The organism is Roseibium sp. MMSF_3544 (genome assembly GCF_030732845.1).
Taxonomy (GTDB): Bacteria; Pseudomonadota; Alphaproteobacteria; order Rhizobiales; family Stappiaceae; genus Roseibium.
Genome location: NZ_JASHKA010000005.1, coordinates 64,796 through 88,333 on the forward strand (window position 1 = coordinate 64,796; position 23,538 = coordinate 88,333).

At 56.5% G+C, this 23,538-nt stretch carries 22 protein-coding genes; 11 read left to right on the forward strand and 11 right to left on the reverse strand.

From position 1 onward, the window contains the following. The first annotated feature begins 77 nt into the window (after positions 1 to 77). From RBB47_RS09050 to RBB47_RS09065, 4 genes are all read left to right on the forward strand, one after another. The gene (locus tag RBB47_RS09050) at positions 78 to 1,952 is read left to right on the forward strand and encodes a glycosyltransferase family 39 protein (RefSeq protein ID WP_305985456.1); all 1,875 of its coding nucleotides are present in this window, start codon (positions 78 to 80) and stop codon (positions 1,950 to 1,952) included. After that, positions 1,936 to 2,847 carry a phosphatase PAP2 family protein gene (locus tag RBB47_RS09055; RefSeq protein WP_305985457.1) on the forward strand — a complete coding sequence of 304 codons (912 nt, stop codon included), beginning with the start codon at positions 1,936 to 1,938 and terminating at the stop codon, positions 2,845 to 2,847. Before RBB47_RS09050 ends, RBB47_RS09055 begins: the two co-directional genes overlap by 17 nt. Then, positions 2,844 to 3,605 (forward strand): glycosyltransferase family 2 protein, encoded by a 762-nt coding sequence (locus RBB47_RS09060; protein ID WP_305985458.1) that lies wholly within the window; start codon positions 2,844 to 2,846, stop codon positions 3,603 to 3,605. The genes RBB47_RS09055 and RBB47_RS09060 overlap by 4 nt, the downstream gene beginning before the upstream one ends. A gap of 62 nt (positions 3,606 to 3,667) precedes the next feature. Further along, the gene (locus tag RBB47_RS09065) at positions 3,668 to 3,982 is read left to right on the forward strand and encodes a lipid-A-disaccharide synthase N-terminal domain-containing protein (protein ID WP_305985459.1); all 315 of its coding nucleotides are present in this window, start codon (positions 3,668 to 3,670) and stop codon (positions 3,980 to 3,982) included. A gap of 25 nt (positions 3,983 to 4,007) precedes the next feature. Here the strand turns inward: RBB47_RS09065 and metC are convergent, their stop codons facing one another. Further along, a complete protein-coding gene (gene metC / locus RBB47_RS09070; RefSeq protein WP_305985460.1) occupies positions 4,008 to 5,186 on the reverse strand; it encodes a cystathionine beta-lyase in 1,179 nt (392 codons plus the stop codon). 748 nt (positions 5,187 to 5,934) lie between these two features. Here metC and RBB47_RS09075 point away from each other — a divergent pair. From RBB47_RS09075 to RBB47_RS09095, 5 genes are all read left to right on the forward strand, one after another. Then, on the forward strand, positions 5,935 to 6,954 hold the full coding sequence (locus RBB47_RS09075) for an amino acid ABC transporter substrate-binding protein (protein ID WP_305985461.1): 1,020 nt from the start codon (positions 5,935 to 5,937) through the stop codon (positions 6,952 to 6,954). Positions 6,955 to 7,187: 233 nt separating this feature from the next. Beyond that, positions 7,188 to 8,396, forward strand: a complete 1,209-nt coding sequence (locus RBB47_RS09080) for an amino acid ABC transporter permease (protein ID WP_305985671.1) — start codon at positions 7,188 to 7,190, stop codon at positions 8,394 to 8,396. A 10-nt stretch (positions 8,397 to 8,406) separates the two neighbouring features. Further along, positions 8,407 to 9,558 (forward strand): amino acid ABC transporter permease, encoded by a 1,152-nt coding sequence (locus tag RBB47_RS09085; protein WP_305985462.1) that lies wholly within the window; start codon positions 8,407 to 8,409, stop codon positions 9,556 to 9,558. A gap of 71 nt (positions 9,559 to 9,629) precedes the next feature. Next, a complete protein-coding gene (locus tag RBB47_RS09090; RefSeq protein WP_305985463.1) occupies positions 9,630 to 10,433 on the forward strand; it encodes an amino acid ABC transporter ATP-binding protein in 804 nt (267 codons plus the stop codon). 12 nt (positions 10,434 to 10,445) lie between these two features. Continuing rightward, positions 10,446 to 11,174, forward strand: coding sequence for a TIGR02117 family protein (locus tag RBB47_RS09095; RefSeq protein WP_305985464.1), 729 nt, complete (start codon positions 10,446 to 10,448; stop codon positions 11,172 to 11,174). Between the two features lie 34 nt (positions 11,175 to 11,208). Here the strand turns inward: RBB47_RS09095 and sseA are convergent, their stop codons facing one another. The 6 genes from sseA to RBB47_RS09125 form a co-directional block, all read right to left on the reverse strand. Next, the gene (gene sseA, locus RBB47_RS09100) at positions 11,209 to 12,054 is read right to left on the reverse strand and encodes a 3-mercaptopyruvate sulfurtransferase (protein WP_305985465.1); all 846 of its coding nucleotides are present in this window, start codon (positions 12,052 to 12,054) and stop codon (positions 11,209 to 11,211) included. 195 nt (positions 12,055 to 12,249) lie between these two features. Then, positions 12,250 to 12,966 (reverse strand): alanyl-tRNA editing protein, encoded by a 717-nt coding sequence (locus RBB47_RS09105; protein ID WP_305985466.1) that lies wholly within the window; start codon positions 12,964 to 12,966, stop codon positions 12,250 to 12,252. Between the two features lie 119 nt (positions 12,967 to 13,085). Next, a complete protein-coding gene (locus RBB47_RS09110) occupies positions 13,086 to 13,982 on the reverse strand; it encodes an NAD(P)/FAD-dependent oxidoreductase (RefSeq protein ID WP_305985467.1) in 897 nt (298 codons plus the stop codon). A gap of 18 nt (positions 13,983 to 14,000) precedes the next feature. Further along, on the reverse strand, positions 14,001 to 14,651 hold the full coding sequence (locus RBB47_RS09115) for a LysE family translocator (RefSeq protein ID WP_305985468.1): 651 nt from the start codon (positions 14,649 to 14,651) through the stop codon (positions 14,001 to 14,003). An 86-nt stretch (positions 14,652 to 14,737) separates the two neighbouring features. After that, entirely contained in the window at positions 14,738 to 16,282 is a 1,545-nt protein-coding gene (cls, locus tag RBB47_RS09120; protein ID WP_371932764.1) for a cardiolipin synthase, read from the reverse strand. After that, positions 16,279 to 17,313, reverse strand: a complete 1,035-nt coding sequence (locus RBB47_RS09125; RefSeq protein WP_305985469.1) for a cysteine synthase A — start codon at positions 17,311 to 17,313, stop codon at positions 16,279 to 16,281. The genes cls and RBB47_RS09125 overlap by 4 nt, the downstream gene beginning before the upstream one ends. 316 nt (positions 17,314 to 17,629) lie before the next feature. Between RBB47_RS09125 and RBB47_RS09130 the strand changes: the two genes are divergently transcribed. Next, positions 17,630 to 18,274 carry a ChrR family anti-sigma-E factor gene (locus RBB47_RS09130; RefSeq protein ID WP_305985470.1) on the forward strand — a complete coding sequence of 215 codons (645 nt, stop codon included), beginning with the start codon at positions 17,630 to 17,632 and terminating at the stop codon, positions 18,272 to 18,274. A 58-nt stretch (positions 18,275 to 18,332) separates the two neighbouring features. Next, positions 18,333 to 19,196 (forward strand): SDR family oxidoreductase, encoded by an 864-nt coding sequence (locus RBB47_RS09135; protein WP_305985471.1) that lies wholly within the window; start codon positions 18,333 to 18,335, stop codon positions 19,194 to 19,196. Here the strand turns inward: RBB47_RS09135 and RBB47_RS09140 are convergent. From RBB47_RS09140 to RBB47_RS09155, 4 genes are all read right to left on the reverse strand, one after another. After that, positions 19,183 to 20,412, reverse strand: a complete 1,230-nt coding sequence (locus tag RBB47_RS09140) for a cyclopropane-fatty-acyl-phospholipid synthase family protein (protein WP_305985472.1) — start codon at positions 20,410 to 20,412, stop codon at positions 19,183 to 19,185. The genes RBB47_RS09135 and RBB47_RS09140 overlap by 14 nt on opposite strands. Before the next feature lie 20 nt (positions 20,413 to 20,432). Further along, positions 20,433 to 21,278: a DUF1365 domain-containing protein gene (locus RBB47_RS09145; RefSeq protein ID WP_305985473.1), complete on the reverse strand. Its 846-nt coding sequence runs from the start codon at positions 21,276 to 21,278 to the stop codon at positions 20,433 to 20,435. Beyond that, positions 21,275 to 22,573, reverse strand: coding sequence for an NAD(P)/FAD-dependent oxidoreductase (locus tag RBB47_RS09150; protein WP_305985474.1), 1,299 nt, complete (start codon positions 22,571 to 22,573; stop codon positions 21,275 to 21,277). Before RBB47_RS09150 ends, RBB47_RS09145 begins: the two co-directional genes overlap by 4 nt. 294 nt (positions 22,574 to 22,867) lie before the next feature. Then, a complete protein-coding gene (locus tag RBB47_RS09155; RefSeq protein WP_305985475.1) occupies positions 22,868 to 23,464 on the reverse strand; it encodes a hypothetical protein in 597 nt (198 codons plus the stop codon). Between the last annotated feature and the right edge of the window lie 74 nt (positions 23,465 to 23,538).

Below are 23,538 nucleotides of genomic sequence, written 5' to 3' on the forward strand. Positions count from 1 at the left end.
GCTCATGTAGGAGAGGTTTCCAGGAACGCAGACGCATCGGGCGGTCAGACTTCGTCAGGCATCGGAAAAGCGATTTTATGGCAGACAAGAGCGACGATCAGACAAATCATTCGCCGGGAAGTTCAAGCAAACCCGCGGACGGACCGGCCGCTGAAGACGTGGCGGTCGAACAGGAAGCGTCTTCAGAAGCTTCCGTCACGGACGAGGCACCGCCAGTGAAAACCGCTCCAGCCCTGCGCAAACCGTTTTGGCTGAAAGTGTTCGGACACGATATCACCGCACCCTTTTTGCTCCTGCTTTTGTCGCTCGTTCTTTTTGCGCCCGGTCAATGGACAGTTCCCCCGCTCGACAGGGACGAACCGCGCTATACCCAGGCAACGAAACAAATGCTGGAAACGGATGACTACATTGACATTCGCTTTCAGGACCAGGCACGGCACAAGAAACCTGTCGGAATATACTGGCTTCAGGCTGCAGCGGTGAAACTGACAGGACATGATGTCGAAGCGCCGTTGTGGGTCTACCGGCTCCCCTCCATCATTGGGGCAACCCTCTGCGTGTTGGCAGCCTTCTGGATGGCGCGCGCTTTCATGGGCCCTGCCGGAGCCCTTCTGGTTGGCGGATTCGTTGGGCTTGCCATCATCGTCGGCGTGGAAGCCCGGCTCGCCAAGACCGACGCAGTCCTGTTCGCAACTATAATCATTGCCCAGGGCGCGATGGCGCGCATGTGGCTCAAAGATCCCGGCGAACGCATGTGGGGGCTGAGTTTCATATTCTGGACCGCTCTTGCTGCTGGCGTCCTGATCAAGGGACCAGTCGGACTGATGGTCGTCGGTCTGACGATCGTCGCACTGATGGCCATGAAGCGGAAAGTGGCCTGGTTCAAGGCAGCGGCACCGTTGGTCGGCTTTCTGTGGTTCCTGCTTCTGGTCTCGCCATGGTTCGTGGCGATCTGGATTGCAACGGACGGCACATTCTTTACCGAAGCCATCGGTAGGGACCTGCTTGGAAAAGTCGGTCAGGGGCAGGAAAGCCATGGGGCACCGCCGCTGACGCATTTTGGTGCCATGTTCGGTATTTTCTGGCCATTGCCGGCATTCCTGCTGCTGTCTATTCCGCTGATCTGGAAGGAACGGGCAAGTCCGCTCGTCGTTTTCTCCTTCGCATGGTTTGTGCCGAGCTGGATTGTTTTTGAGTTGGTTGCCACCAAGCTGCCGCACTACACAATGCCCTTGTTGCCTGCGCTGGCCATGCCGGTTGCAGCGGCTCTGCTGGATGGAGCAGGCGAGCACGCAAAAAAATGGATGCGCGTCGTCGCGGCCCTTCTGACGGCGGTTCCGCCTGTCGGGCTGGCGGTGATCGCTTTCGCCGGACCGTTTGTGCTGGGCATCTGGCCGTCGCCGCCCGGTGCCATTGTGATGGCGCTGGGAGCTGTGTTCGGCATTGCCGCAGCTTCAAAACTGTTGCGCGGTCCGGCGCTCTATGCCTTTCCCGGCGTGACGTTTAGCGCTGCATGTATCGCGATCGGCTTTTGGGGGTTCGTTGGACCGGCTCTTTCGCCCATCTGGGTCAGCCCGCGTCTTGTTGAAGCACTGGATCATATTCCCGGGTGCGAGAACCAGAGTGACCGCCAGGTCGTTACCTCCGGCTTTCATGAGCCGAGCTTCATCTTTTTGGAAGGAACGGAAACGCGCATCATTTCGCCGAAAGGGGCTGCTGAGTTTCTGGCACAGGCAGACGAAGGAGATTCCGCTTCCTGCCGTGTCGCCGCCATAGAAAGCCGGGAAGAAGCGGCGTTTTTGGCCTCGGCAAAGGAGATTGGTCTTGTGCCGGAGGTCAGAAAGAGGGTAGACGGCCTCAATATTAACGGCGGCGACAATGTCGATATCGCGCTTTACCAGAAAGCCGATAAGGGAACGGGTGCAGAAAGCGGCAATGACGAACAGCAATAACAGTTTCTGGCGAATACTCTCGCGCATGCGCGGCAATATTCGGCGGGCGCGCATGCTGTTTTCCGGCCGCAAGGAGCGGGCACGCCATATTCTTGACCCATTGCCCCCGGGCCAGCGGCCACAGGATATCTTCGCAATCTTGCTATTGACCGTCGGCGTTGCGGTCGTCGTTTTCGATGTTCCGACCTATCCCTGGCTCCGTTCGCTGCCTGGCGAATACCGCGAAGCGTTTCGCGCGTTCACCGATTTCGGCAAGGCGGACTGGATCCTGATCTCCACCGGTCTTACCTGCCTGTTCCTGCTGGCACTTGATGCAGGCCGCTACGCATTTCGTATCCGCATGGCGATCGGGTCGGTTTTTACCTACGCGACCTTCATTTTCTATTCCGTGGCCGCCACCGGTCTCATCGCAATAGCTTTCAAGTGGTCGCTCGGCCGTGCGCGCCCGAAACTCTACGAGCAGGTCGGTCCGGTCCGTTTCGATTTTCTTGCCTTTGATGGAACCTACACAAGCTTCCCGTCGGGACATTCCACGACCGTGGCCGCGTTGGCGACGGCGCTTGCCTTCATTTTCCCGGCTTATCGCTGGCTTATCGTCGTCGCGGCATTCTGGGTCGCTTTCAGCCGCGTGATGGTTGGCGCTCATTATCCGAGCGACGTCATTGCCGGGACGCTCCTGGGCATGACCTTTACATTCTTCACGGTCAGAGCCATGGCGAGGCGACGGATCGGGTTTCACTTTTCGACTTCGGGAAAAATCGAGCCGAACATGAATTCAAGATCGGCGAAGGCGTGTGTGCGTGCCGTCTGGCAAGTGGTGCGAGGTCAGCGGGGGGCTGATCGTGTCATGGTCGAGACATCCAAGGCGGAAGAAGCAGAACGGGCAACTCCATGACTACTAGCTTTCTTGAAGGCCTTGCGGCCAGCAAGGGCGCCCTTGCTGTGACAGTCGTGGTCCCGGCAAAGGACGAGGCTCAGAACCTTCCCATTCTCCTTGATGAGATCGAGGCGGCGCTCAAGGAGCGGCGCTTTGAGGTCATCGTTGTCGACGACGGCTCGACGGATGGCACCGACATAGTGCTTCAAGACTACGCCGCCACACACGACTGGCTGCGGCCGGTTCGTCACGAGGCATCCTGTGGCCAGAGCTGTGCCGTCAGAACGGGCCTGCACCATGCCCGCGGCGACGTTGTTGCGACGATTGATGGGGACGGGGAAAATAATCCCGCCTATATTCCCGAACTTCTCGACGCACTCGACGCGGCAGGTCCGGAGACCGCGCTTGCGGCCGGTCAGCGCCTTGGGCGCAAGGCCAGTCTCGCGAAGCGCTACGCTTCAAAGTTTGCCAACAAGATCCGCGGTGCCATTTTGAAAGACAAGACGCGCGACAGCGGTTGCGGTCTCAAGGCACTCCGCCGGGATGTTTTTCTGCAGCTTCCGTATTTCGACAGTTGGCACCGCTTCCTTCCGGCCCTTGTCATTAGGGAAGGCTTCGACGTAGTTCACATCGACGTTCAGGACCGGCAGCGGCGCCACGGATCCTCCAAATACGGGATCTTTGACCGCGCACTGATTGGTGTGCTTGATCTGTTTGGCGTCTGGTGGCTGCGGCGGCGGCGGAAGAAGGTTCCGACCGTCCGGACCCTGACCTGATCGAAACTTGAATCAAACAGCATAACGGGCAATGCCCCCATTGGACCGATTGGACGTACCCGATGAGCGCTCTTTACGACTGGCTGTACACCGTTTTTGTCGAACAATTCGACTTCTGGATCATCCTGGGCTTCTTCGCCCAGGCCATGTTCATGATGCGGTTTGTGATCCAGTGGATTGCGTCTGAACGTGTCGGACGGTCTATCGTCCCGGTCGCCTTCTGGTTCTTTTCCATTGCCGGAGGCACGCTTCTTCTGATCTACGCAATTCAGCGGCAGGACCCCGTCTTTATCGCAGGACAAGGCCTTGGACTGATCATCTACTTCCGGAACCTGTGGCTGATTTTCAAGGAAAAGCGCCAGGATCCGACGATCTGATTGAGCCGCACCTGTTCACCTTCGATCAGCTGAATGCCTTGTTCAGAGCCTGCTCGATATCCCTGATCAGATCGTCCGGGTCTTCCAAACCAATGTGAAGCCGGATTGTGCAACGGTTCTTGTCGTACGAAGTGGCGCTGCGGCATCCCTTGAGCTTGGCCGGAATGGCAAGGCTTTCAAACCCGCCCCACGAGTATCCGAGCCCAAAGAGCGTGAGGGCGTTCAGGAAAGAGTTCGCCTGGTCATGGGTCGTCCCGTCGACAAAGTCGAAGCCGCAAAGGCCGGAACTGCCCGAAAAGTCACGCTTCCAGATTTCGTGGCCAGGATCAGTGGGAAGGGCGGGATATCTGATCCGCCCGACTTGCTGCTGATCCTTCAGCCAATCAAGAACTGCAAGCGTGTTGCGCTGGTGCCTTTCCAGTCGCACCGAGAGGGTCCGTAACCCGCGCAGGCCCAGATAAACATCATCAGGTGCAACATGGCTTCCCATTGCTCCATGTATCGCATCAAGCCCGGCCCAGGCCTTTTCGCTTGCAGCGATTGTGCCGAGCATCGCGTCTGAGTGTCCGACAATGTACTTGGTGGCGGCCTGGATGGAGAGATCGACGCCAAGGGACAATGGCTGGAGGTAAAGCGGGGTTGCCCAGGTGTTGTCCATCAGGACGGTCGCGCCAATTTCCTTTGCGGCGGTCGCAATCGCCCGGATGTCCTGCATTTCAAAGGTGAGCGACCCCGGGGCTTCCGTAAATACGGCTGCCGTTTCGGGCCTGAAAAGGGACTTGATGTCTGCACCGAGAAGCGGGTCATAGTACTCAACGTCAACGCCGAATTTGGGCAGCACGGTATCGGCCAGGTGGCGTGTGGGCTGGTACGCCGTGTCCGTGATCAGGATATGGTCGCCAGCCTTCACGCAGGAAAGAATGGCCAGTGCCACCGCGTTCAAACCCGAGTTGGCAAGTTTAACCCCAGCAGCCCCTTCCAGTTCCCTGAGAGCGTCTTCCAGGGAATTGGTTGTCGGATTGCCACGCCGGGCATAGGAGTATTTCTGACCTCCAGGGCGCATTGTCTCGACATCCGGGTAGAGCACTGTGGAGGCGTGCACGACCGGCGGATTGACGAAGCCGTGGAACGCATGCGAATCGCGGCCGGCATGGGCGAGCAAAGTGTCGTTTGTCAGCTCTGACTTAGAGACAGGATCGGTCATTTTGTCCTTCTTGAATGGCGGCCCTTCACCGACGCCTTATCGGTTTCATTTGCGGGTCTCTATCCTGAAATTCGGCGCACGATATCTGAAAGGCGGATATGTGCAAGATCACCGGTGCAGCATCCGGGGCCGCTTTGTCTGAAACTGTTCTTGCGTTAGATGATGCGTTGACCCGGTAAAGTGTCTGCGGACACAAGGTCGACCAGAGAGTGCTTCAAGACGCGCCAGCATCGGCAAAGCATTTCTCGCTGCAGCTGGCTTGAAGGGCGTATCAAACGGACCTCAGTCTTCGGCGCTGCTGGACGGTGAGAGCCCGGCTGGATAGGACTGGTGTCGTCATTTGCTAAATCGACGCTGCAAAGAGGGCCGTCGCAGCGTTCAGTTTCCTTTGCAATTCGTTCAAAATGATTTGTAACTTAATATTAGGGTTAACGCCGCAGCGGTTTGCTGGAAATTCCATGAACCCATTTTGGGCATTGAATGAATTCGATTTAGCCATGTTCGCTATTTGTGCAGTATTGGGTGACCAATTTGTGCCCGAGGCTGCGAAATTTGACGAGATAATGACACCAAGTACTTGACCCGAAGTGCCAAATGCCATCGTATGGGCACGTCGGTTGGGACGGGAGAAATCTGGAGGAAGCCGCCGCAAAGGCGAGCGCTCGTCTGGTACGAGCCGAAAGAGGGTTTTTTCCGATCAATTCCGGCACAAAAAAAAGTATGGGTAACAAATAAAGGCTGCATATCCATGTCCAAAAAAATCCTTCCACTCGTACTCGGCGCTGCAATGGGCGTCGCTGCCACCACGGCTGCGGGTGCGACAACCTTGGAAGATGTCAAGGCTAAAGGCTTCATCCAGTGTGGTGTGAGCCAGGGTTTGCCTGGCTTCTCCAATCCGGATGCACAGGGGAACTGGACCGGTCTCGACGTTGATCTCTGCCGCGCCATGGCTGCCGCAGTGTTCGGCGATGCGTCCGCTGTAAAATTCACTCCGCTGTCTGCGAAAGAGCGTTTCACCGCTCTGCAGTCTGGTGAAGTCGATGTTCTGTCCCGTAACACCACCTGGACCATGTCTCGTGACACCCAGCTGGGCCTGAACTTTGCCGGCGTGAACTACTACGACGGTCAGGGTTTCATGGTCCGCAAGGATCTCGGCGTGACATCCGCTCTTGAGCTGTCCGGAGCTTCTGTCTGCACCAACACTGGTACGACGACCGAGCTGAACGTTGCTGACTACTTCCGTGCCAACAACATGCCGTACGAAATCGTCGCTTTCGAAAAAGCTGACGAGGTTGTTGCTGCATATGATGCCGGTCGTTGTGACGTTTACACCACGGACGCCTCCGGTCTCTACGCTCAGCGTCTGAAGCTGACCAACCCGGGCGACCACATGGTTCTGCCGGAAATCATTTCCAAAGAGCCACTTGGTCCGGTTGTGCGTCAGGGCGATGACGAGTGGTTCAACGTTGCCAAGTGGACGCTCAACGCGATGATCAACGCTGAAGAACTCGGCGTGACGTCTGAAAACGTTGACAACATGAAGTCTTCCGACAACCCGTCCGTCAAGCGTATGCTCGGCGTTGAAGGCGCGTTTGGTGAAGGCATCGGCCTGTCCAACGACTGGGCGTACAACATCATCAAAAACGTCGGCAACTACGAAGAAACCTTCAACGCCAATGTCGGTCCGGACACTCCGCTCGGCATTTCCCGCGGTGTGAACGCACTGTGGAGCAACGGTGGTTTCCTCTACGCTCCGCCGATCCGCTAATCCTCGATTGATTTGAGGATGAAAGGGGTTCCGGCGGCAAACTGCCGGAACCCTCAATAACACAAATCCACGCACCAAAAGCCGTACAACCGGCACAGGCGTGGGGGGAACAAACTGCTTCGAGGCCGATAGGGGAGCGCGACAACGCGCGTGCAGAAGCAGGTAAGACGCGAAAGAGGAGAGGCATCTAGCCGGGCTCTTTCCGTGAACTTGGGCGAGGTTCTATGTCAGTAATGGAGCAGGACTCGGCGGGGGCGCCGGCGCGTGCTTCGCTGGTGAATGATCCCAAATATCGTGGCTACTTCTATCAGCTTCTGCTGGTGGTCTTGCTGGTCACCTTGGGCTACGTCATCGTGACGAACACAATCGCTAACCTGGAACGGCAGAACATTGCCTCAGGTTGGGGATTTCTTGAAAACACCGCCGGTTTCGGCATCATCCAATCGCTTGCACCTTATTCAGAAACGTCGAGTTATGGGCAGGCGATCTTTGTTGGCTTCCTGAACACGGTCCTGGTTGCGGTTGTCGGTATCTTCTTCGCAACGATCATCGGTTTCATCGTCGGAATTGCCAGGCTTTCCAACAACTGGGTCATCAGTCGCATCGCTTATTGCTATGTGGAGCTGATCCGCAACGTGCCGTTGCTGCTCCAGATCTTCTTCTGGTATTTCGCAGTGCTGCGCGCGGTGCCTCAGAAGCGCGAAAAATGGTCGTTTTTCTTCGACACGTTTCACCTGAATATCGCCGGTCTGCGCGGACCCAAGCCGATTTGGGAACCAGGGGCGGAGTTTATCGGTTACGCGCTGATCATCGGCATCGTCGCAACGATCGCTGTGTCCCGGTGGGCGCGCAAGAAGCAGGATGCGACTGGCGAACAGTTCCCTGTTTTCTGGACCGGTCTCGGTCTGATTGTCGGCCTGCCAATTATCACCTACTTCGTGACCGGCATGCCGATGACACTGGAGCATCCGAACTTCGTTGAAGAAGGTCCTATCCTTCGGCGTGGTTTTGAGCTCGGTGTCGGCTTCAACCTGATCCCGGAATTTCTGGCATTGACCGCGGCTCTGGCGATCTACACTGCGGCCTTTATCGCTGAAATCGTGCGTGCAGGCATTCAAGCGGTCAGTCACGGCCAAACCGAGGCGGCAAACGCGCTTGGTCTGCGTCAGGGCCCGACCTTGCGTCTGGTTATCATCCCGCAGGCTATGCGGGTGATCATTCCGCCACTGACCAGCCAATATCTCAACCTGACCAAGAACTCTTCTCTGGCGGTTGCGATTGCCTTCCCGGATCTCGTTTCCGTCGGCGGCACGGTCTTGAACCAAACCGGACAGGCGATCGAAATCATTGGTATCTGGATGGCTGTTTATCTGTCTCTCAGCCTGATCACGTCGGCCTTCATGAACTGGTACAACCAGCGCATGGCGCTCGTGGAAAGATAGGGAGAGCACCATGGCCAATTCTGACACATTTCAGATCCGAACCGAGGAAGCGCCGCTGCTGCCGGCGCCGGTCTCGACCACCGGTGTGATCGGATGGATGAGGAAAAATCTGTTCTCATCCATCAGCAACACCATTCTCACGATAATCGGCATCTGGCTCGCATACTCGATCATCGCCCCGTTCATACAGTTCGCCTTCGTCGACGCTGTCTGGACCGGTGAAAACCGTGAAGCTTGTCTGCCGCAGGACGGCGGGCACAGCGGGGCCTGTTGGGCTTACGTTGAAGCTTATTTCCCGCAGTTCATTTACGGGCGCTATCCGACCGACCAGACCTGGCGCGTGGACATCGTATTCGCGTTGTTTGCGCTCCTTCTGGTGCCGCTTGCGATACCCAGTGCGCCCTTCAAGCGAACGAATGCGATCCTGTTTCTGGTCGTCCTCCCGATCGTCTCGTACTTCCTTCTGACCGGCCTGGTCATCGGCGGTGCTGTTGTCCTGCCGATCGTGGAGACTGCGGTTTGGGGCGGATTGCTTGTGACGATGGTCATCGCGGTGACCGGGATTGTTGCCTCGTTGCCGTTGGGCATTGCGCTGGCGCTCGGGCGCCGGTCGAAAATGCCGATCATCAAGCTCGTCTCGATTATCTTCATCGAGTTCTGGCGCGGGGTACCGCTGATCACCGTGCTTTTCATGTCTTCGGTGATGTTGCCGCTGTTCCTGCCGGAGGGTGTGACCTTCGACAAGTTGCTGCGCGTTCTCATCGGTGTGACACTGTTCTCGGCAGCCTATATGGCGGAGGTGGTGCGCGGCGGTCTTCAGGCGATCCCGAAGGGGCAGTATGAAGGCGCAATGGCCTTGGGGCTTCGCTTCTGGCCGATGATGTATCTCATCATTCTGCCTCAGGCGCTCAAGCTCGTGATCCCGGGCATCGTCAACACCTTCATCGGTCTGTTCAAAGACACGACCCTGGTTCTGATTGTCGGCATGTTCGATCTTCTCGGCCAGATCCAGTCGTCCTTTACCGATCCGACATGGTCGACCCCAAGCCAGGGCCACACCGGCTATCTGTTCGCTGCGATTGTGTTCTTCGTCTTCTGTTTCGGTATGTCCCGATACTCCATTTTCATGGAGAAGAAGCTGCACACGGGCCACAAACGTTAGCAAAGAAACGAAATTCGGGGCGCGCGGTCATACGCAGCGCCCCGGCCTAAAGACTTCTGGAGTGAAAATTCATGACCGAGAATGCTGTAAACGCAGAAGAGCTTGCCGCCGATCGTTCAAAGATGACGATTTCCGACACGGATGTCGCGATCGAAATCAACAACATGAACAAGTGGTACGGCGACTTTCATGTGCTGCGGGACATTAACCTGAAAGTCATGCGCGGCGAGCGGATCGTTATCTGCGGACCGTCCGGTTCCGGTAAATCAACCATGATCCGCTGCATCAACCGTCTGGAGGAACACCAGGCGGGTCAGATCGTGGTGGACGGGATCGAATTGACCAACGACCTGAAAAAGATCGACGAGATCCGCCGTGAAGTCGGCATGTGCTTTCAGCACTTCAACCTGTTTCCGCATCTGACGATCCTGGAGAACTGCACGCTGGCACCGATCTGGGTACGCAAGATGCCGAAGAAGGAAGCCGAAGACATCGCGATGCACTACCTGGAGCGCGTCAAGATCCCCGAACAGGCCCTGAAATACCCGGGTCAGCTCTCAGGTGGTCAGCAGCAGCGTGTGGCAATCGCCCGCTCGCTGTGCATGAGCCCGAAGATCATGCTGTTTGATGAGCCGACATCCGCTCTCGATCCGGAGATGATCAAGGAAGTTCTCGACGTGATGGTCGGTCTTGCCGAAGAAGGCATGACCATGCTTTGCGTAACCCACGAAATGGGCTTTGCGCGGAAAGTGGCGAACCGCGTGATCTTCATGGATCAGGGCCAGATCGTGGAGCAGAACGAGCCGGAGGATTTCTTCGTCAACCCGCAGCACGAGCGCACGAAACTGTTCCTCAGCCAGATCCTGCATCACTAACCGGACGCCTTAATGCGTCCGGCAAGAATTGCTCGCAGTATCCTTGTCTGGTTCCTGCTGCTTGCCGCAACGCTCACAATTATTATCGGCCTTGGGACGCTTGTTCCAAGGCCGTTCTCTTTTTCTGCCGAAACGGGTGAACCTGGGACCGCAGATCAGCGCCGTATTCTCGTGCTCACCAATCCGATTCACACGGACATAGCCCTTCCGGCCGATCCGGACGTTCTTGAAGCCCTGTCCTTTGTTTCAGAAGAAGGACTGGATCTCGATTATACGGGTGTCTTCTGGATCATTATCGGTTGGGGCGGACGGTCCTTCTACATTGAAACGCCCACATGGGCCGACCTGAAACCTGGCCCCGTCATAGACGCTCTGACATGGGACAGATCAGTGATGCATGTGCGCCGCGCCGGGCAGATTTCACCGTCCAACGAAAGCGTGCGCGCAATCGATTTGAACAACGCGGAGTTCGATGCGCTGCTCAACGGCATCCAGCGCAGTTTTGAGCCAGGCGAGGAGGGCCGTCCGCGGTCAATACAGGGCGCGGCTTACGACGCACACGATATCTTCTTTCCGGCAAAAGGCGGCTTTAATGCGCTCATGGGGTGCAATACGTGGACAGCGCGCATGCTGCGCATTTCCGGTGTGCGCACCGGTCTCTGGACCCCGCTGCCGTTCACGCTGAACTGGTCGCTGGATCTGCACAACGCCGGCCGGCAGGCGAGCCCAGCTACCGAATAAACCGGTGCATCCGGAAAAGTCTAGGATCCGTATCCTACGCCTCTTCGGAAATCACGTCCGTGTCGTCCCGGCCACCCCATTCGACCCATGAACCATCGTAAAGCGCGAGGTCACGCCCACCGAGGATTGTGAGCGCAAGGGTCAGAATTGCAGCAGTCACCCCGGAACCGCATGTTGTCGTGACAGGTTTTTGCGGATCGACACCCGCTTCCTGGAAAAGTTGAGCGAGCTCTTCGCGCGACCGGAAAACGCCGCTCTCATTGATCAGATGCGTGAAGGGGAGGTTGTGCGCGCCCGGCATGTGACCGGCACGCAGACCTGCGCGCGGTTCCGGCGCGGTGCCGGCAAACCGGTCGGACGATCTCGCATCGACAACCTGGCGCGAACTTGATGCGATGGTGCTGCGCATCTGCGCCAGATCGGCCACGGCACCGTGGTTGAGCCGGGACGAGAAGTGGCTTTGAAGCTTGCGCGTTTCGTCGTCGGTTACCGGGCGGTTTTCCGCTCGCCATTTTGGAAACCCACCATCCAGCACGTAGACGCTTTCTGCACCCATTGTCCGCAGCGTCCACCAGACGCGCGGAGCGGAATAAAACCCGAAATCATCATAGACGACGATTGTCTGGCCATCGCCGATGCCAAGTTTGCGCATCGCCGACGAGAACGCATGCGGTGCCGGCAACATGTGCGGCAGGTCGCTGTTCTTGTCGCAGATGTCATTGACGTCGAAGAAGACGGCGCCTGGTACGTGGGCATGGGGATAGACCGGAGGTGCATCCGGATGCGTCACGGGCGGCATCCAGGCATTGATCACGGCGAGATCGGGAGTATTAAGATGATCGGCCAGCCATTGGGTGGAAACAAGCGGATGGTCGGACATTGCAGCTCCTTAAGTCACGTAGATTCCCCGGGCTTCGTGCAAGTCTTCGAAGGATAATTCCGGATTGCGCTGTAAGTGAATGTGATCTGGACCCTTGGGAACATCGACCCAGTCGGGCTTGTGTTTGAGACTGGTATGGACGGTTTCAGGTGGTCTTGGCAACACTTGCAGAAACATTTGCAACATTCCGTCGGTTCAATCCTTCAGACCTATACGGACCCTTCTGTTCTGTTTGCCCTTGTTTTCGATCTTTCCAAGAGAAAGCTCGCCTATCTCCGAAGTGCGGGAAACGTGGGTGCCGCCACAGGGCTGCAGATCGACATCACCGCCAATCCGCACCAGCCGGACTTTTCCTGATCCGCGTGGCGGCTTGACCGACATGGTTTTCACCAGTCCCGGATTGGCATCAAGTTCCGCGTCGGTAATCCATTCGGTCGTCACCTCATGATCCTCAGCGGCGAGTGCGTTGAGCGTCGCAATCAGTGTCTCCTTGTCAATCGCTCCGCTGTCCATGTTGAAATCCAGGCGGCCCTCCCGGTCTCCGATCTGTCCGCCTGTCACCGGAAAGGGGAGCGCAACGGAGAGGAGGTGAAGCGCCGTATGGACCCGCATCAGCCGGTATCTGCGCGGCCAATCGATATGCGCGGTCACTTTGGTCCCGGCCGCCGGGAGTGTTTGTCCCTCCGTTGGCACATGAACGATGGTTGACTTGTCCGCGTCGTAAACGGCTGTTGCAATCTCGATCCGGCTTCCGTCGGCGAGTTCCAGGTAGCCGCTATCACCCGGTTGACCGCCACCGGTCGCGTAAAAAACCGTCCGGTCGAGAACAAGTCCGCCTCTATCGTTTATTTCAGCGACTTCCGCTTCGCACGTGCGCAGGTAAGCATCGTCGCGAAACAAGGGTGTGGTCATGAGGAACTCCCGGTGGATCGATCTGGATCAAAAGGATTTGTTGCATCGGATCACCGGAGAGACCGGGTTTGCAAGTGCGGCAAATGTGTTTTTGGCAAGTTCAGCGGTTCTGGGACGCATTATTTTGCGAAACAGTAGTCCATAACGATGGAAGCTGCCGCCATGTTGCCCATGTGCAGGGCCGTGGGCGTGTTCTGGTGCCCCGCATAGACGAGGTCACCGGCTGCGTAAAGACCGGCCTCTGAGGTTCGAAAGCCATCGTCGACAGCGACGTAGCCGGCATCCGTCAGCGATGCTCCAAGGTTCGCGACCAACTCGGGCAGTCGCTGGTTGGGAAAGACAAGTAGGCAATCCATTTCGATGGATTTTCCATCGGACATTTCGACCTCTGTCAGATTCCCGTCCTTGTGATGTACCCTTTTTGGCAGACCGTGCTCGATCTCGGCGCCCAGCTGTCTGATCTGTGCCAGGCGCTCCTCGCTCACGGAGATTTCCGGTGCAAGAAAGTAGGTTAGCTGGTCGGTCCAGTGCCTGTAAATTTCCGCCGCATCCACAACCTCGGGGCGGTTGGCATAAATGCCCCAACGTTGTCCGTGCCACTCAATCCCGTGACAAAAGGGACAGTTGATGATGCTGTGTCCCCAGCACGCACCAAGGCCTTCAAGATCAGGAAGACAATCCGTCATGCCTGTCGCAAGCACCACGATCTCGGCTGTCACGATGGAGCCATCTGTCAGTGTCAGCCGAAAACATCCGTCTTGCCGCTGCAAGCCGGTGATTTCGGCATCTTCGAAACGAGCATATGGATAGGACTTGATATCGCGGCGAATGGCCTGCCGGACATCCACCGGTGGCTTTTTGTCGAAACCCGGCAATGCACCGACAAACGGAGACGAGGCATTTCTGGGGGGCGTGCCGGCGTCGAACACAATTGTCTTCATCATTGAACGCGAAAGCGTCAGCGCCGCTGCAAGCCCGGCTGGGCCAGCACCAATGATTGCAACTTGCGTATCCATCAGCAATGATCTCCTGGTTCAGCTGTTGGCTTTGGCGACAAGCAGTTTCAGTGCGAAGCTGCCCATGATCCCGGCAAATACCCAGTCGAAAACGCGCATGAAGGACGGCGACGATCTGAGAAAACCTGAAAATGCGCTGGCACCGAGCACCATCAAAGCACAAATGGGCAGTCCAAGGGCAACGAAGTAAGCGCCCAGAAACAAAAGCTTGCCGACCGCATTCGGATCGCTCGCGCTGACGAATTGAGGCAGGAACGTTACGAAGAACAAGACGATCTTTGGATTGAGTATGTTGACGCCCAGGCCTTGAAGCCAAACGCGGTGGAATGGCTGTTGAGGCGTTTTGACTGTTTCGAGCGATAGCGAGGACCCGTTTCGGATCGCCTGGTAGGCGAGCCAGATCAGGTAGGCTGCACCGACGATCTTCAAGACAGTGAAACCAATTTCGGAGGCTGCAAGAAGGGCGGAGACGCCGACCGCTGCCAGGACGGTATGGATAACCAGACCGCAAGTTGCTCCCAAAACCGCTGCGATGCCTGCTTTTCTTCCCTGTGTCAGCGTTTTTCCCATGAACAGTGTCATGTCCGGTCCGGGGGTGATCGTCAGGATCAGGGCCGCCACGGTGAAAGCGCCAAGGATGGTTGCCGAAGGGATGAATTCTGGAAGCATTTGAGCCGCCTGGATTGGTTTACCTGCGTCAGCAATTCACACTAACAGCGTCGAATGTCAAACAGGTACGCGCCGTGTGCAGCCACTCACAAAATGGGGGAGAGCAGTCTCGCTCCTTGCGCGAGCACACGAAAGATATAGCTGCGCGACCGAAAAGCATCTGGCCACGTCAGCCTTGAATTCTTGAAGTCCTCTTCCAGCATTGATTCGACATTCGTGATCATGCGCTCGTGCGTGAACCACAATGTCAGTTCGAAATTGATCTGAAAGGAGCGGTTGTCGAAGTTCACCGTACCGATCGAAACCAGATCGTTATCGAGCAGAGTAACCTTCTGGTGCAGGAACCCGTCCGTGTAGCGATAGACTTTGACACCGCGCTGAACGAGCGTGTCTTCATAGGCGTGGCTGGCAAGCCAGACGGTCCAGTGGTCGCGCTTTTCTGGAAGCAATATCCGCACATCGACACCGCGCATGGCCGCTGCCGCCAGCGCTGTTTGCACATCGAGCGAGGGCACGAGGTAAGGCGTCGTGATCCAGAGGCGCTCTTTTGCCCTTGCTGCTGCCTCCACAAAGGCGATGGCACATTCTTCCAGCTTGTCGGCCGGGCCCGTCGGCATGACCAGGACGGATTCATCGCCCGGCATCGGAATTTCGCTCACCCGTGGCAACTCGATGCGTTCACCGCTGGCCCAGAGCCAGTCCTCCACGAAGGAAAGGGCGCAGGCAACTGCGGCCGGACCTTCGACCTTCACATGGGTGTCGCGCCAGCGACCGAACCATTTGTCGCGTCCCACATATTGGTCGGCCACGTTGTGGCCACCGACGTAGGCTTCCCGGAAGTCCGTTACGACCAGTTTGCGGTGATTGCGATAATTGAGCCGCATCGGCCCGAGCAGCTTCAGGAATTTGTGGTTCTCGTTGAAGCCGCACACTTCCAAGCCCGCGTCCCTGAGCTTCTTAATGTAGTCACGCGACAGGGAATGACTTCCGACATCGTCGTAAAGGAAGTAGACCTTGATGCCGTCTTTTGCCCGCTTGATCAGGGCATCTGCCATTTCGCGGCCAAGTGCGTCTTCATGGATCGCGAAAAACTGGAAAAAAATAACACTTTCGGCACGGGCAATCGCGTCCTTGACGGCATCGAACGTCTCCGTACCGTCGATGAGCAGTTCCGCGGTGTTTCCGGCAAGAAACGGAACGCCGGCAACCCGTGTCAGGACCGGCCAGTCGCGTGTCTCCTCGTGATCCGTCAGCCCAAGCTCGTCGGCGCGTCGCGCTCGTTCTGTCCGCCCGAGCGTGGTTTGTATTTTGGCGTAGTCGGAAAACGACTTCCAGCCGAAGACGAAATAGAGCGGGACCGTCAGGTAGGGCAAAAAGAACAACGACAGCAGCCACGCGACCGAGCCCTGGGAAGTCCGCGAATTCATAACTTCCCGGACAGCGCAAAGGCTGGCGGTGATATACATTGCCGCGACGAAGGTGGCGACCAGGCCGAGATTGTTGGCCATCATGTCGAGGACACCGACATCGGTGACAGCGTCCTGGATCACCGCCTCTGCGTCGGCGCCATCCTGTTTCAGGGTCGGATCGTCCTGCCCCATGATCGTTCGTGCTGCAAGAGGGTCGATCACGCGAAGGGGGCTTGTATGTCCACTTCACGCACCAGCCAATCAGGAATCGGGAGGTTCTTCGACCTCAAGAATTCCGGATTGTATAGTTTCGACTGATATCGAGTGCCGTGGTCACACAGGATGGTAACTATCGTTTTGCCAGGGCCGATTTCCTTGGCAAGACGCCGTGCGCCGGCAAGATTGATTGCCGATGAGCCACCAAGGAGCAACCCTTCCTTTTCGGCTAGATCGAAGACCAGCGGAAGGGCGTCTTCATCCGCGATCGTGTAGGCATGATCCACCTTGACGTCGTGAACGATGGGCGTGCTGCGGCCAAGACCAATGCCTTCAGACACAGACCCGCCCTCGGAGGCAACTGCTTCTCCTGTTGTGAACAGGGACTGCATTGCCGCACCGCGCGGGTCTGCGCAACCAATGACGATGCCGGGCTTGTTCTCCTGAAGATAGGTAGAAACACCCGCCAGGGTGCCACCAGTTCCGACAGCGCAAATAAACGCGTCCACGCGGCCGCCCGTTTGCGCCATGATTTCAGGGCCGGTCGTCATATAATGTGCCTTGCGATTGTCGAGGTTGTTCCACTGGTCCGCAAAAATGACGCCATTGGGCTCACTCTTTGCCATTTCATCGGCCAGCCGCCGGGCAATGTGCTGGTAATTGTTCGGGTCTTTGAAGGGCTTTGCCGGGACTTCCACGAGCTCCGCACCGCAAAGACGCAGCATGTCCTTCTTTTCCTGGCTTTGCGTTTCGGGAATCACAATGACCGTTCTGTATCCGCGCGCGCTCGCCACCAGGGCAATCCCGATACCGGTATTGCCAGCAGTCCCCTCGACAATGACGCCGCCTGGTTTCAGGTCGCCGCGCGCTTCTGCTTCCAGAATCATTTGCCGGGCCGGCCTGTCTTTGACAGACTGCCCAGGGTTCATGAATTCGGCTTTGCCAAGAATTTCGCAACCGGTTTCTTCAGATAATGCCTTGAGGCGGATCAGGGGCGTGTTGCCAATTGCGTCGACAACGGAAGCGGACACGGTCATTTTCTTAATCCTGGCTGATCTGGCCAGAAAGCGAGGCATGGCCAGATAATATGCAATGGATTCCGGACGCTAAAGGCAGCAGCACTCCGGATCAAGTTTGCAATTTAAGGACTTGGTGGAAGAATGCCAGCGAGTGATTGAATTTGAAGTCGCATTTTTCCCGAACCTATTGAAAGTGAGCATGGAGTTGTTCTTCAAAACCCCTAGATGGAAATTCAAATTCGAATATTTTTAGTGTAAGTGATGATCCGGAAAACGTTGCACAACGTACCGGCGATAGAGCAACATCTGTGTTTGGACTTAAATGAGAGCGGTAATGGAAAAGAATGTGACCGGAATGGACGAACTGCTGGCCGGCTATGCAGCCGGTACACTGTCCTATCCGGCGCAGGCGCTGATCGGCGCTCATCTGGAATTGAGCGATCTGAACAGGAATTACGTCTCTTCCCTGGAAAGCCTGGGGGGCGTAAGCCTGACGGATGCTGAACCGGTGGCGCTGTCGAACCGGGACGAGAACCTGTCTGCCATCTTTGGTGACAATACGCCGTTCGCAAATGACAATGCGTCTGCTGCGAGCGACGAAGGTCCAGTTCCCCAATCCTTGCAGTCGATAGTCGGCAAATCCTTGGATGGTCTTCCCTGGAAGACGCTTTTGCCCGGCGTCAAAGAGTGCAAGTTCGGCGAAGTTGACGGTTGCTCCACCAGCTTGCTGTGGGTGCGTGCAGGCCGGGCGATGCCGTCCCATACACATCACGGCACTGAATTGACGTTGGCCCTTCAGGGCGGCTTTAAGGATGATGACGGCCACTACATAGCCGGAGACGTTGCCTTCGCCGATGGCGACGTCGACCACAAGCCGATCGCCGACGATGGCGAGGACTGCATCTGTTTTGCGGTAACAGCCGGACGTCTCGAACTGACTGGCCCGGTCGGCCGGTGGTTCGCACCATTTATGCGCTGAAGACAGATCCGCTACCCTTGGTTTTTGCGTAAACTACGCAAAGGCCAAGGAGATACTATTGCCTCAGATCAACTACATCGGAAGACCTCAAGACGGAGCCGCCTGGATCACGGGTGCAAGCTCCGGCATTGGATACACGCTTGCGCTTGAGCTGGCGAAGAACGGTTGGAAGGTCGCAGCGACCGCCCGTTCCGCAGATGCTCTTCAGGAGCTGTGCGACAAGGCGCAGGGCTTTCCGGGCGAAGTCGTCCCGTTTCCGGGTGATGTAACTGACACCACTCACATGGCAAACCTCTGCAGGGAGATCGAGAGCAGATTCGACGGAATTGCGCTTCTGGTCGCCAATGCCGGTATTTATTTGCCGCAGGACGGTCTGGACGCGACAACGGAAGCCTTCAGGTCAAGTTTTGATGTTAATCTTATGGGGACGGTCAACGTCGTTCTTCCTGTCATCGATGTGATGAAACCAAGGGGCAGGGGACAGATCGCCGTTGTTTCGTCTGTCGCCGGATACAGCGGACTTCCGACATCGGCAGCCTATGGTGCGTCCAAGGCGGGCCTGATTAACATGGCTGAATCCCTGAAATTCGATCTGGATCTTGCAGGCATTCGCATCCAGGTGATCAATCCGGGTTTCGTCGACACACCGGCCACAAAGTCAAACCCGTTTCCCATGCCGCATCTCATCACGGCAGAAGAAGCGGCCGGCGAGATTGTCAAAGGCTTGCAGCATCCGACAAAATTTGAAATCGCATTCCCGCGCGCCTTTGTCAGACAGTTGAAAGCGCTGCGTTTCTTGCCATACCGGGCGTATTTTGCGCTGATCTCACGAACGACCGGATGGTCGAAAAAGAAAACAGGCCGGGTAAATCCCGGCCTGACTGAAGGTCGCATGAACAGTGCGGATGTCAGGGGGCCTTGACGTAAACCATCTGGCGCACGTCGATGTTGCCGGCGCGAAAGCCGGCTTCGCAATAGTGCAGGTAAAACTCCCAAAGACGTTTGAACCGATCGTCAAAACCGAGCGGGCGGATTTGGGGCCAGGCCTGGCGGAACCTTTGCCGCCACTCCGCGAGCGTGCGGGCATAGTCCTGGCCGAAGATTTTCTGTTCCGCCAGATCCAGTCCGAGGGACTTGCCGATTTCGACCAGCTTTCCGGGCGGCGGCAGCATTCCCCCCGGGAAGATGTAACGTTGGATGAAATCTGTTCCGCGACGGTAGTCGTCGAACATCTTGTCCTGGATCGTGATGATCTGAAGACCGGCTTTTCCACCCGGTTTCAGGCACTTGGACAATTGTTCGAAATAGGTCGGCCAGTATTTTTCACCAACTGCTTCAAACATTTCGATTGAAGCGATCCGGTCGAACACGCCTCTTTCGTCGCGATAGTCCTGGAACACGACATCCACTTTTTCGTTGAGGCCGGCCTTGAAGATGCGCTCGCGGGCATAATCGAACTGTTCCTGCGAAATTGTCAGAGCCCTGACGTGGGCACCGACCGTCTTGGCAACATGTTCGGCAAAACCACCCCAGCCGCAACCGATCTCCAGAACGCTATGGCCCGGCTCGATGCCGGTTTGTCTGACCAGGGAAGCGTACTTTTCGGCCTGCGCCTGTTCCAGATTGTTGGTTTCATTGCTGTAGATCGCCGAGGAATAGGTCATCGAGGGGTCGAGCCATTCCTTGTAAAAGGCGTTTCCAAGGTCGTAATGCGCCGAAATGTTCCGTTTGGAGCCGCGCCGCGTGTTCGAGTTGAGCCAGTGGCGGACCGACAGGAGTAACCGTGTCACGGGACGCCCCTGAATGGCTTCCATGGTCGATTCCTGATTGATACAGAACACTTCCAGGAAGGTGGTTACGTCCGGCGACGACCAGTAGCCGGCCATGAAGGCCTCACCAACGCCCACGTCGCCGGACTTGACGGCCATGCGGAAAAAACGCCAGTCATGAATGTTCAGGACCCCGTGTGGACCTGCTTCGCGCCCGTGGATGAGGAAGTTCCGCCCGTCCGGAAACGAGATCTCAAGCGAGCCGTAACGGATTCTCAGCGCGAGACCTGCCGCCATGCGGGCAAGGCGAGGGGCCCCCTTTAGTGCGCTGCGCAGATTGTTGTTGGTCAGGACAACAGGTTCACTCATCGCAAAACCTCTTGAGAATATTATTTGTCAGAAGCGAGCGACATTGTGCGCTCTGCAGGCCCGTTGCGGACTGCGTCCCCAGCCGGACGTGGATGAAATGGTACACGCTTGAGCCAGATTTTAAAGGCTTCCCAATGAATCGCGAGAATGACTTTCATCGAAAGGAATGGAACACGCGCACATTCCTTCAGGATCGAACGGGTCGATAACGCAGATCCTTCGCCGGCAAACGTCGCCGAGAGGAGCGGGCCGGTTCTGTCTTTTTCCAGGATTCGTACCCTGACCGTTTCCCCGGGCGGCAGCATTCTGAAATGATACTGCTGTTCCATACTGACAAACGGAGAAACGTAAAATTCCTTGCTTTGTTGCTGCCGGACACCGGCATCACTCAATTCGCCGTCTTTAATCGGAAGAGCGTATGTATGTATTCCGCCAAATGTGTTGCGAACTTCATAGACGATCGCCGTCAACCGCTCGTCTGCGTCATAGGCATAGTAGACACTGAGCGGATTGAAGCCGTATCCGACCAATCTTGGATAGCCGAGCAACAGGATTTTCGCGGGCGCTTCTATCGACTTCTGTCTCAAAAGCGATTCCACATGCCGCCTGAGACTGCTTCCGTCGCGCGCGCCATGGTCTTTTTCATGAAACGAAAGAAGATTGAAACGGTTCACGGAGAACAACCGGCTCATGCGCGACGCCGCATCAAGCCGATCGATATCAAGAAGCAGCGAGAAAACCGAATAGCTGAACCGGTGTTCTCGGGGTTTCATGCGGTGATGCATGACCTTGCCGGAATAAAGACAAGCAGCGGCTTCCGGCGGCGGTCCGTTCCCGACGAGCGTATTGGAAGCCTTTGCAGTCATTCGGCTGCTTCCAGAAATTGTGGCTGCTCGGTCTCTGTTTCCCAGGGAATTTGAGCGCCAAGCTGTTTGGCAACTGCAAGCCCTGAGGCAAGCCCGTCCTCATGGAACCCGTGGCCGTTCCACGCGCCGCAAAACCAGGTGTTGTTGACACCTTGTATTGTGCCGAGGCGTTTCTTTGCCTTCAGGGCGCGCGCGTCGAACTGCGGGTGATCATAAACGTATTTTTCGAAAGTCTTTTCAGGTGCCGGCGCCTCGAACGGGTTCAAGGTCACAAACACCGGTTTGCTGCGGTCGATGTTCTGAAGACGGTTCATCCAGTAACTGACCGTCACGTCGCGTGTCTCTCCGGCATCGCGGTCGGACATGTAGTTCCAGGACGACCAGACTCGCTTGCGTTTCGGCATTAGGTCTTCGTCTCGGTGCAGATACACTTCGTTCGGACGATAGCGGATCGATCCAAGGATATCTCGCTCGTCATCACTCGGATCACCAAGCATTGCCAGGCTCTGATCGGTATGGCTTGCCAGCACCACCTGATCGAAGACATCCGTATGGCCTGACTCGTCCTTCACATGGACCTTGTTGTCGCTGCGCGTGACTTCCGCAACAGGCGAACCCAACCGCATACTTCCCGCAAGAGGGGCCAGCAGCCGGTTTACATAGTTGCGACTACCGCCGGATATCGTGCGCCACAGCGTGGGTTCGAAAGACAGGAGACGATGGTTCTCGAAAAAGGCAACGAAACTTTCCGCCGGATAGTCGCGCATCTCATTGATCGGTGTCGACCAGATTGCCGCGCCCATGGCCAGGAGGTAATCGTTTATGAAACCCTGTGAATAGCGGTGTTTTTCCAGATAGCTTCCGAGTGTTACACCGGTCAGCTGTCCCGCATGCAGGTCAATAACCGACTGTTTGTTGAAGCGGAACATGTCCCGAAGCATAAGAAGAAACCGGGGCGAAACCAGATTTGAGCGTTGCGCAAAGATAGAATTGAGTGAGTCTCCCGACCATTCCAGCTTCCCGTTGTCCGCAGACAGCGCAAAGCTCATGTCGCTTTGCTCGGTGGCGACACCAAGGTGGTCGAGCAGCGCCGTGAAATTTGGATAGTTGCGTTCGTTGTATACGATAAAACCAGTGTCGACCGAGATCGGCGTACCGTCGTAATCAATATCGGCTGTAGCGCTGTGTCCCCCAGCTCGTGCTCTTTTTTCGTAAAGGATGACTTCGTGTTCTTTGCTGAGGGCCCAAGCTACACTGTTTCCGGAAATTCCGGAGCCGATGACGGCAATCCGCATGGTTTTTCCTTTTGTATGACTGGTCGGTCCGCAAGGACCTGCGGCCAGTGAAGTGGATTAGTCGTGTTCTGAAGCGAATACGGTCCAGGAAAAAGAGCAGATCACGCAGAGTGATGAATTTAATGAATAATTTTGCCCGCGCGCAGTCTCAATGGCGGTTTCCTGCGCGCCGTGATTGTTTTCAGGGTGTCAAAAGTGCCTGCGCATTTACGACAAAAAGCCCAAAACACAACGGGTCCGCTACAGGAGCGGACCCGATAAGTGTAAAAGGCGTCGTAATAAAACTGAATTCAATCAGGCTTGCAAAGTGTCGACGAGCCAATTCCAGGCAACTTCGACCCGGGTCCTCGCCGCATCGAAGAACGCGACAACGTTATCCCAGATCATTTGGCCGAAATCTGCGACCTGAAGCATTGTGCCGCGTTTGACGGGCTCGCTGTCAGTCTCGATCAGTTCTACGGTCGTTGCGTCCGGGCCGTCATTGACCACACGGCGCGTAACCATCAAGGCGCCTTCTGTCACCAGACGCGACTCATCTTTGCCAGCAACAACGGTGTCCTGATCCATGGATCTGACAACAACCGCGCGTCCATCTGGCAAAAGATGGGTTTCGTTCGTGTTGACTTCGGAATCGTAGATGACTTCGCCATATGAATCGATCAATTCGACCCACACCACATCTCGGCCTTCGAGTTCGATTTCACCGACCCAGATTGTGAGTTCGCTTTCCAGCGGATCTTTCTGATCAACTGTGGCTGAAGCGACGGTTACGGCAAGTCTGTCCTCAGGCAACGTAATTGTTTCCTGGGGCAGATTTTCTGCCGCTGCGCTACCCGCCAGAGCGAGGATGAGACCAAGCGCAAAGGTTCCTGCTTTCGTATTCCGTTGCATGTTCGCCTCCCAAGGCTAATACAACCAGCTCTATCGCGCTTGGGGCACTTGCGAATTCGGTCTGTTTCGACTCT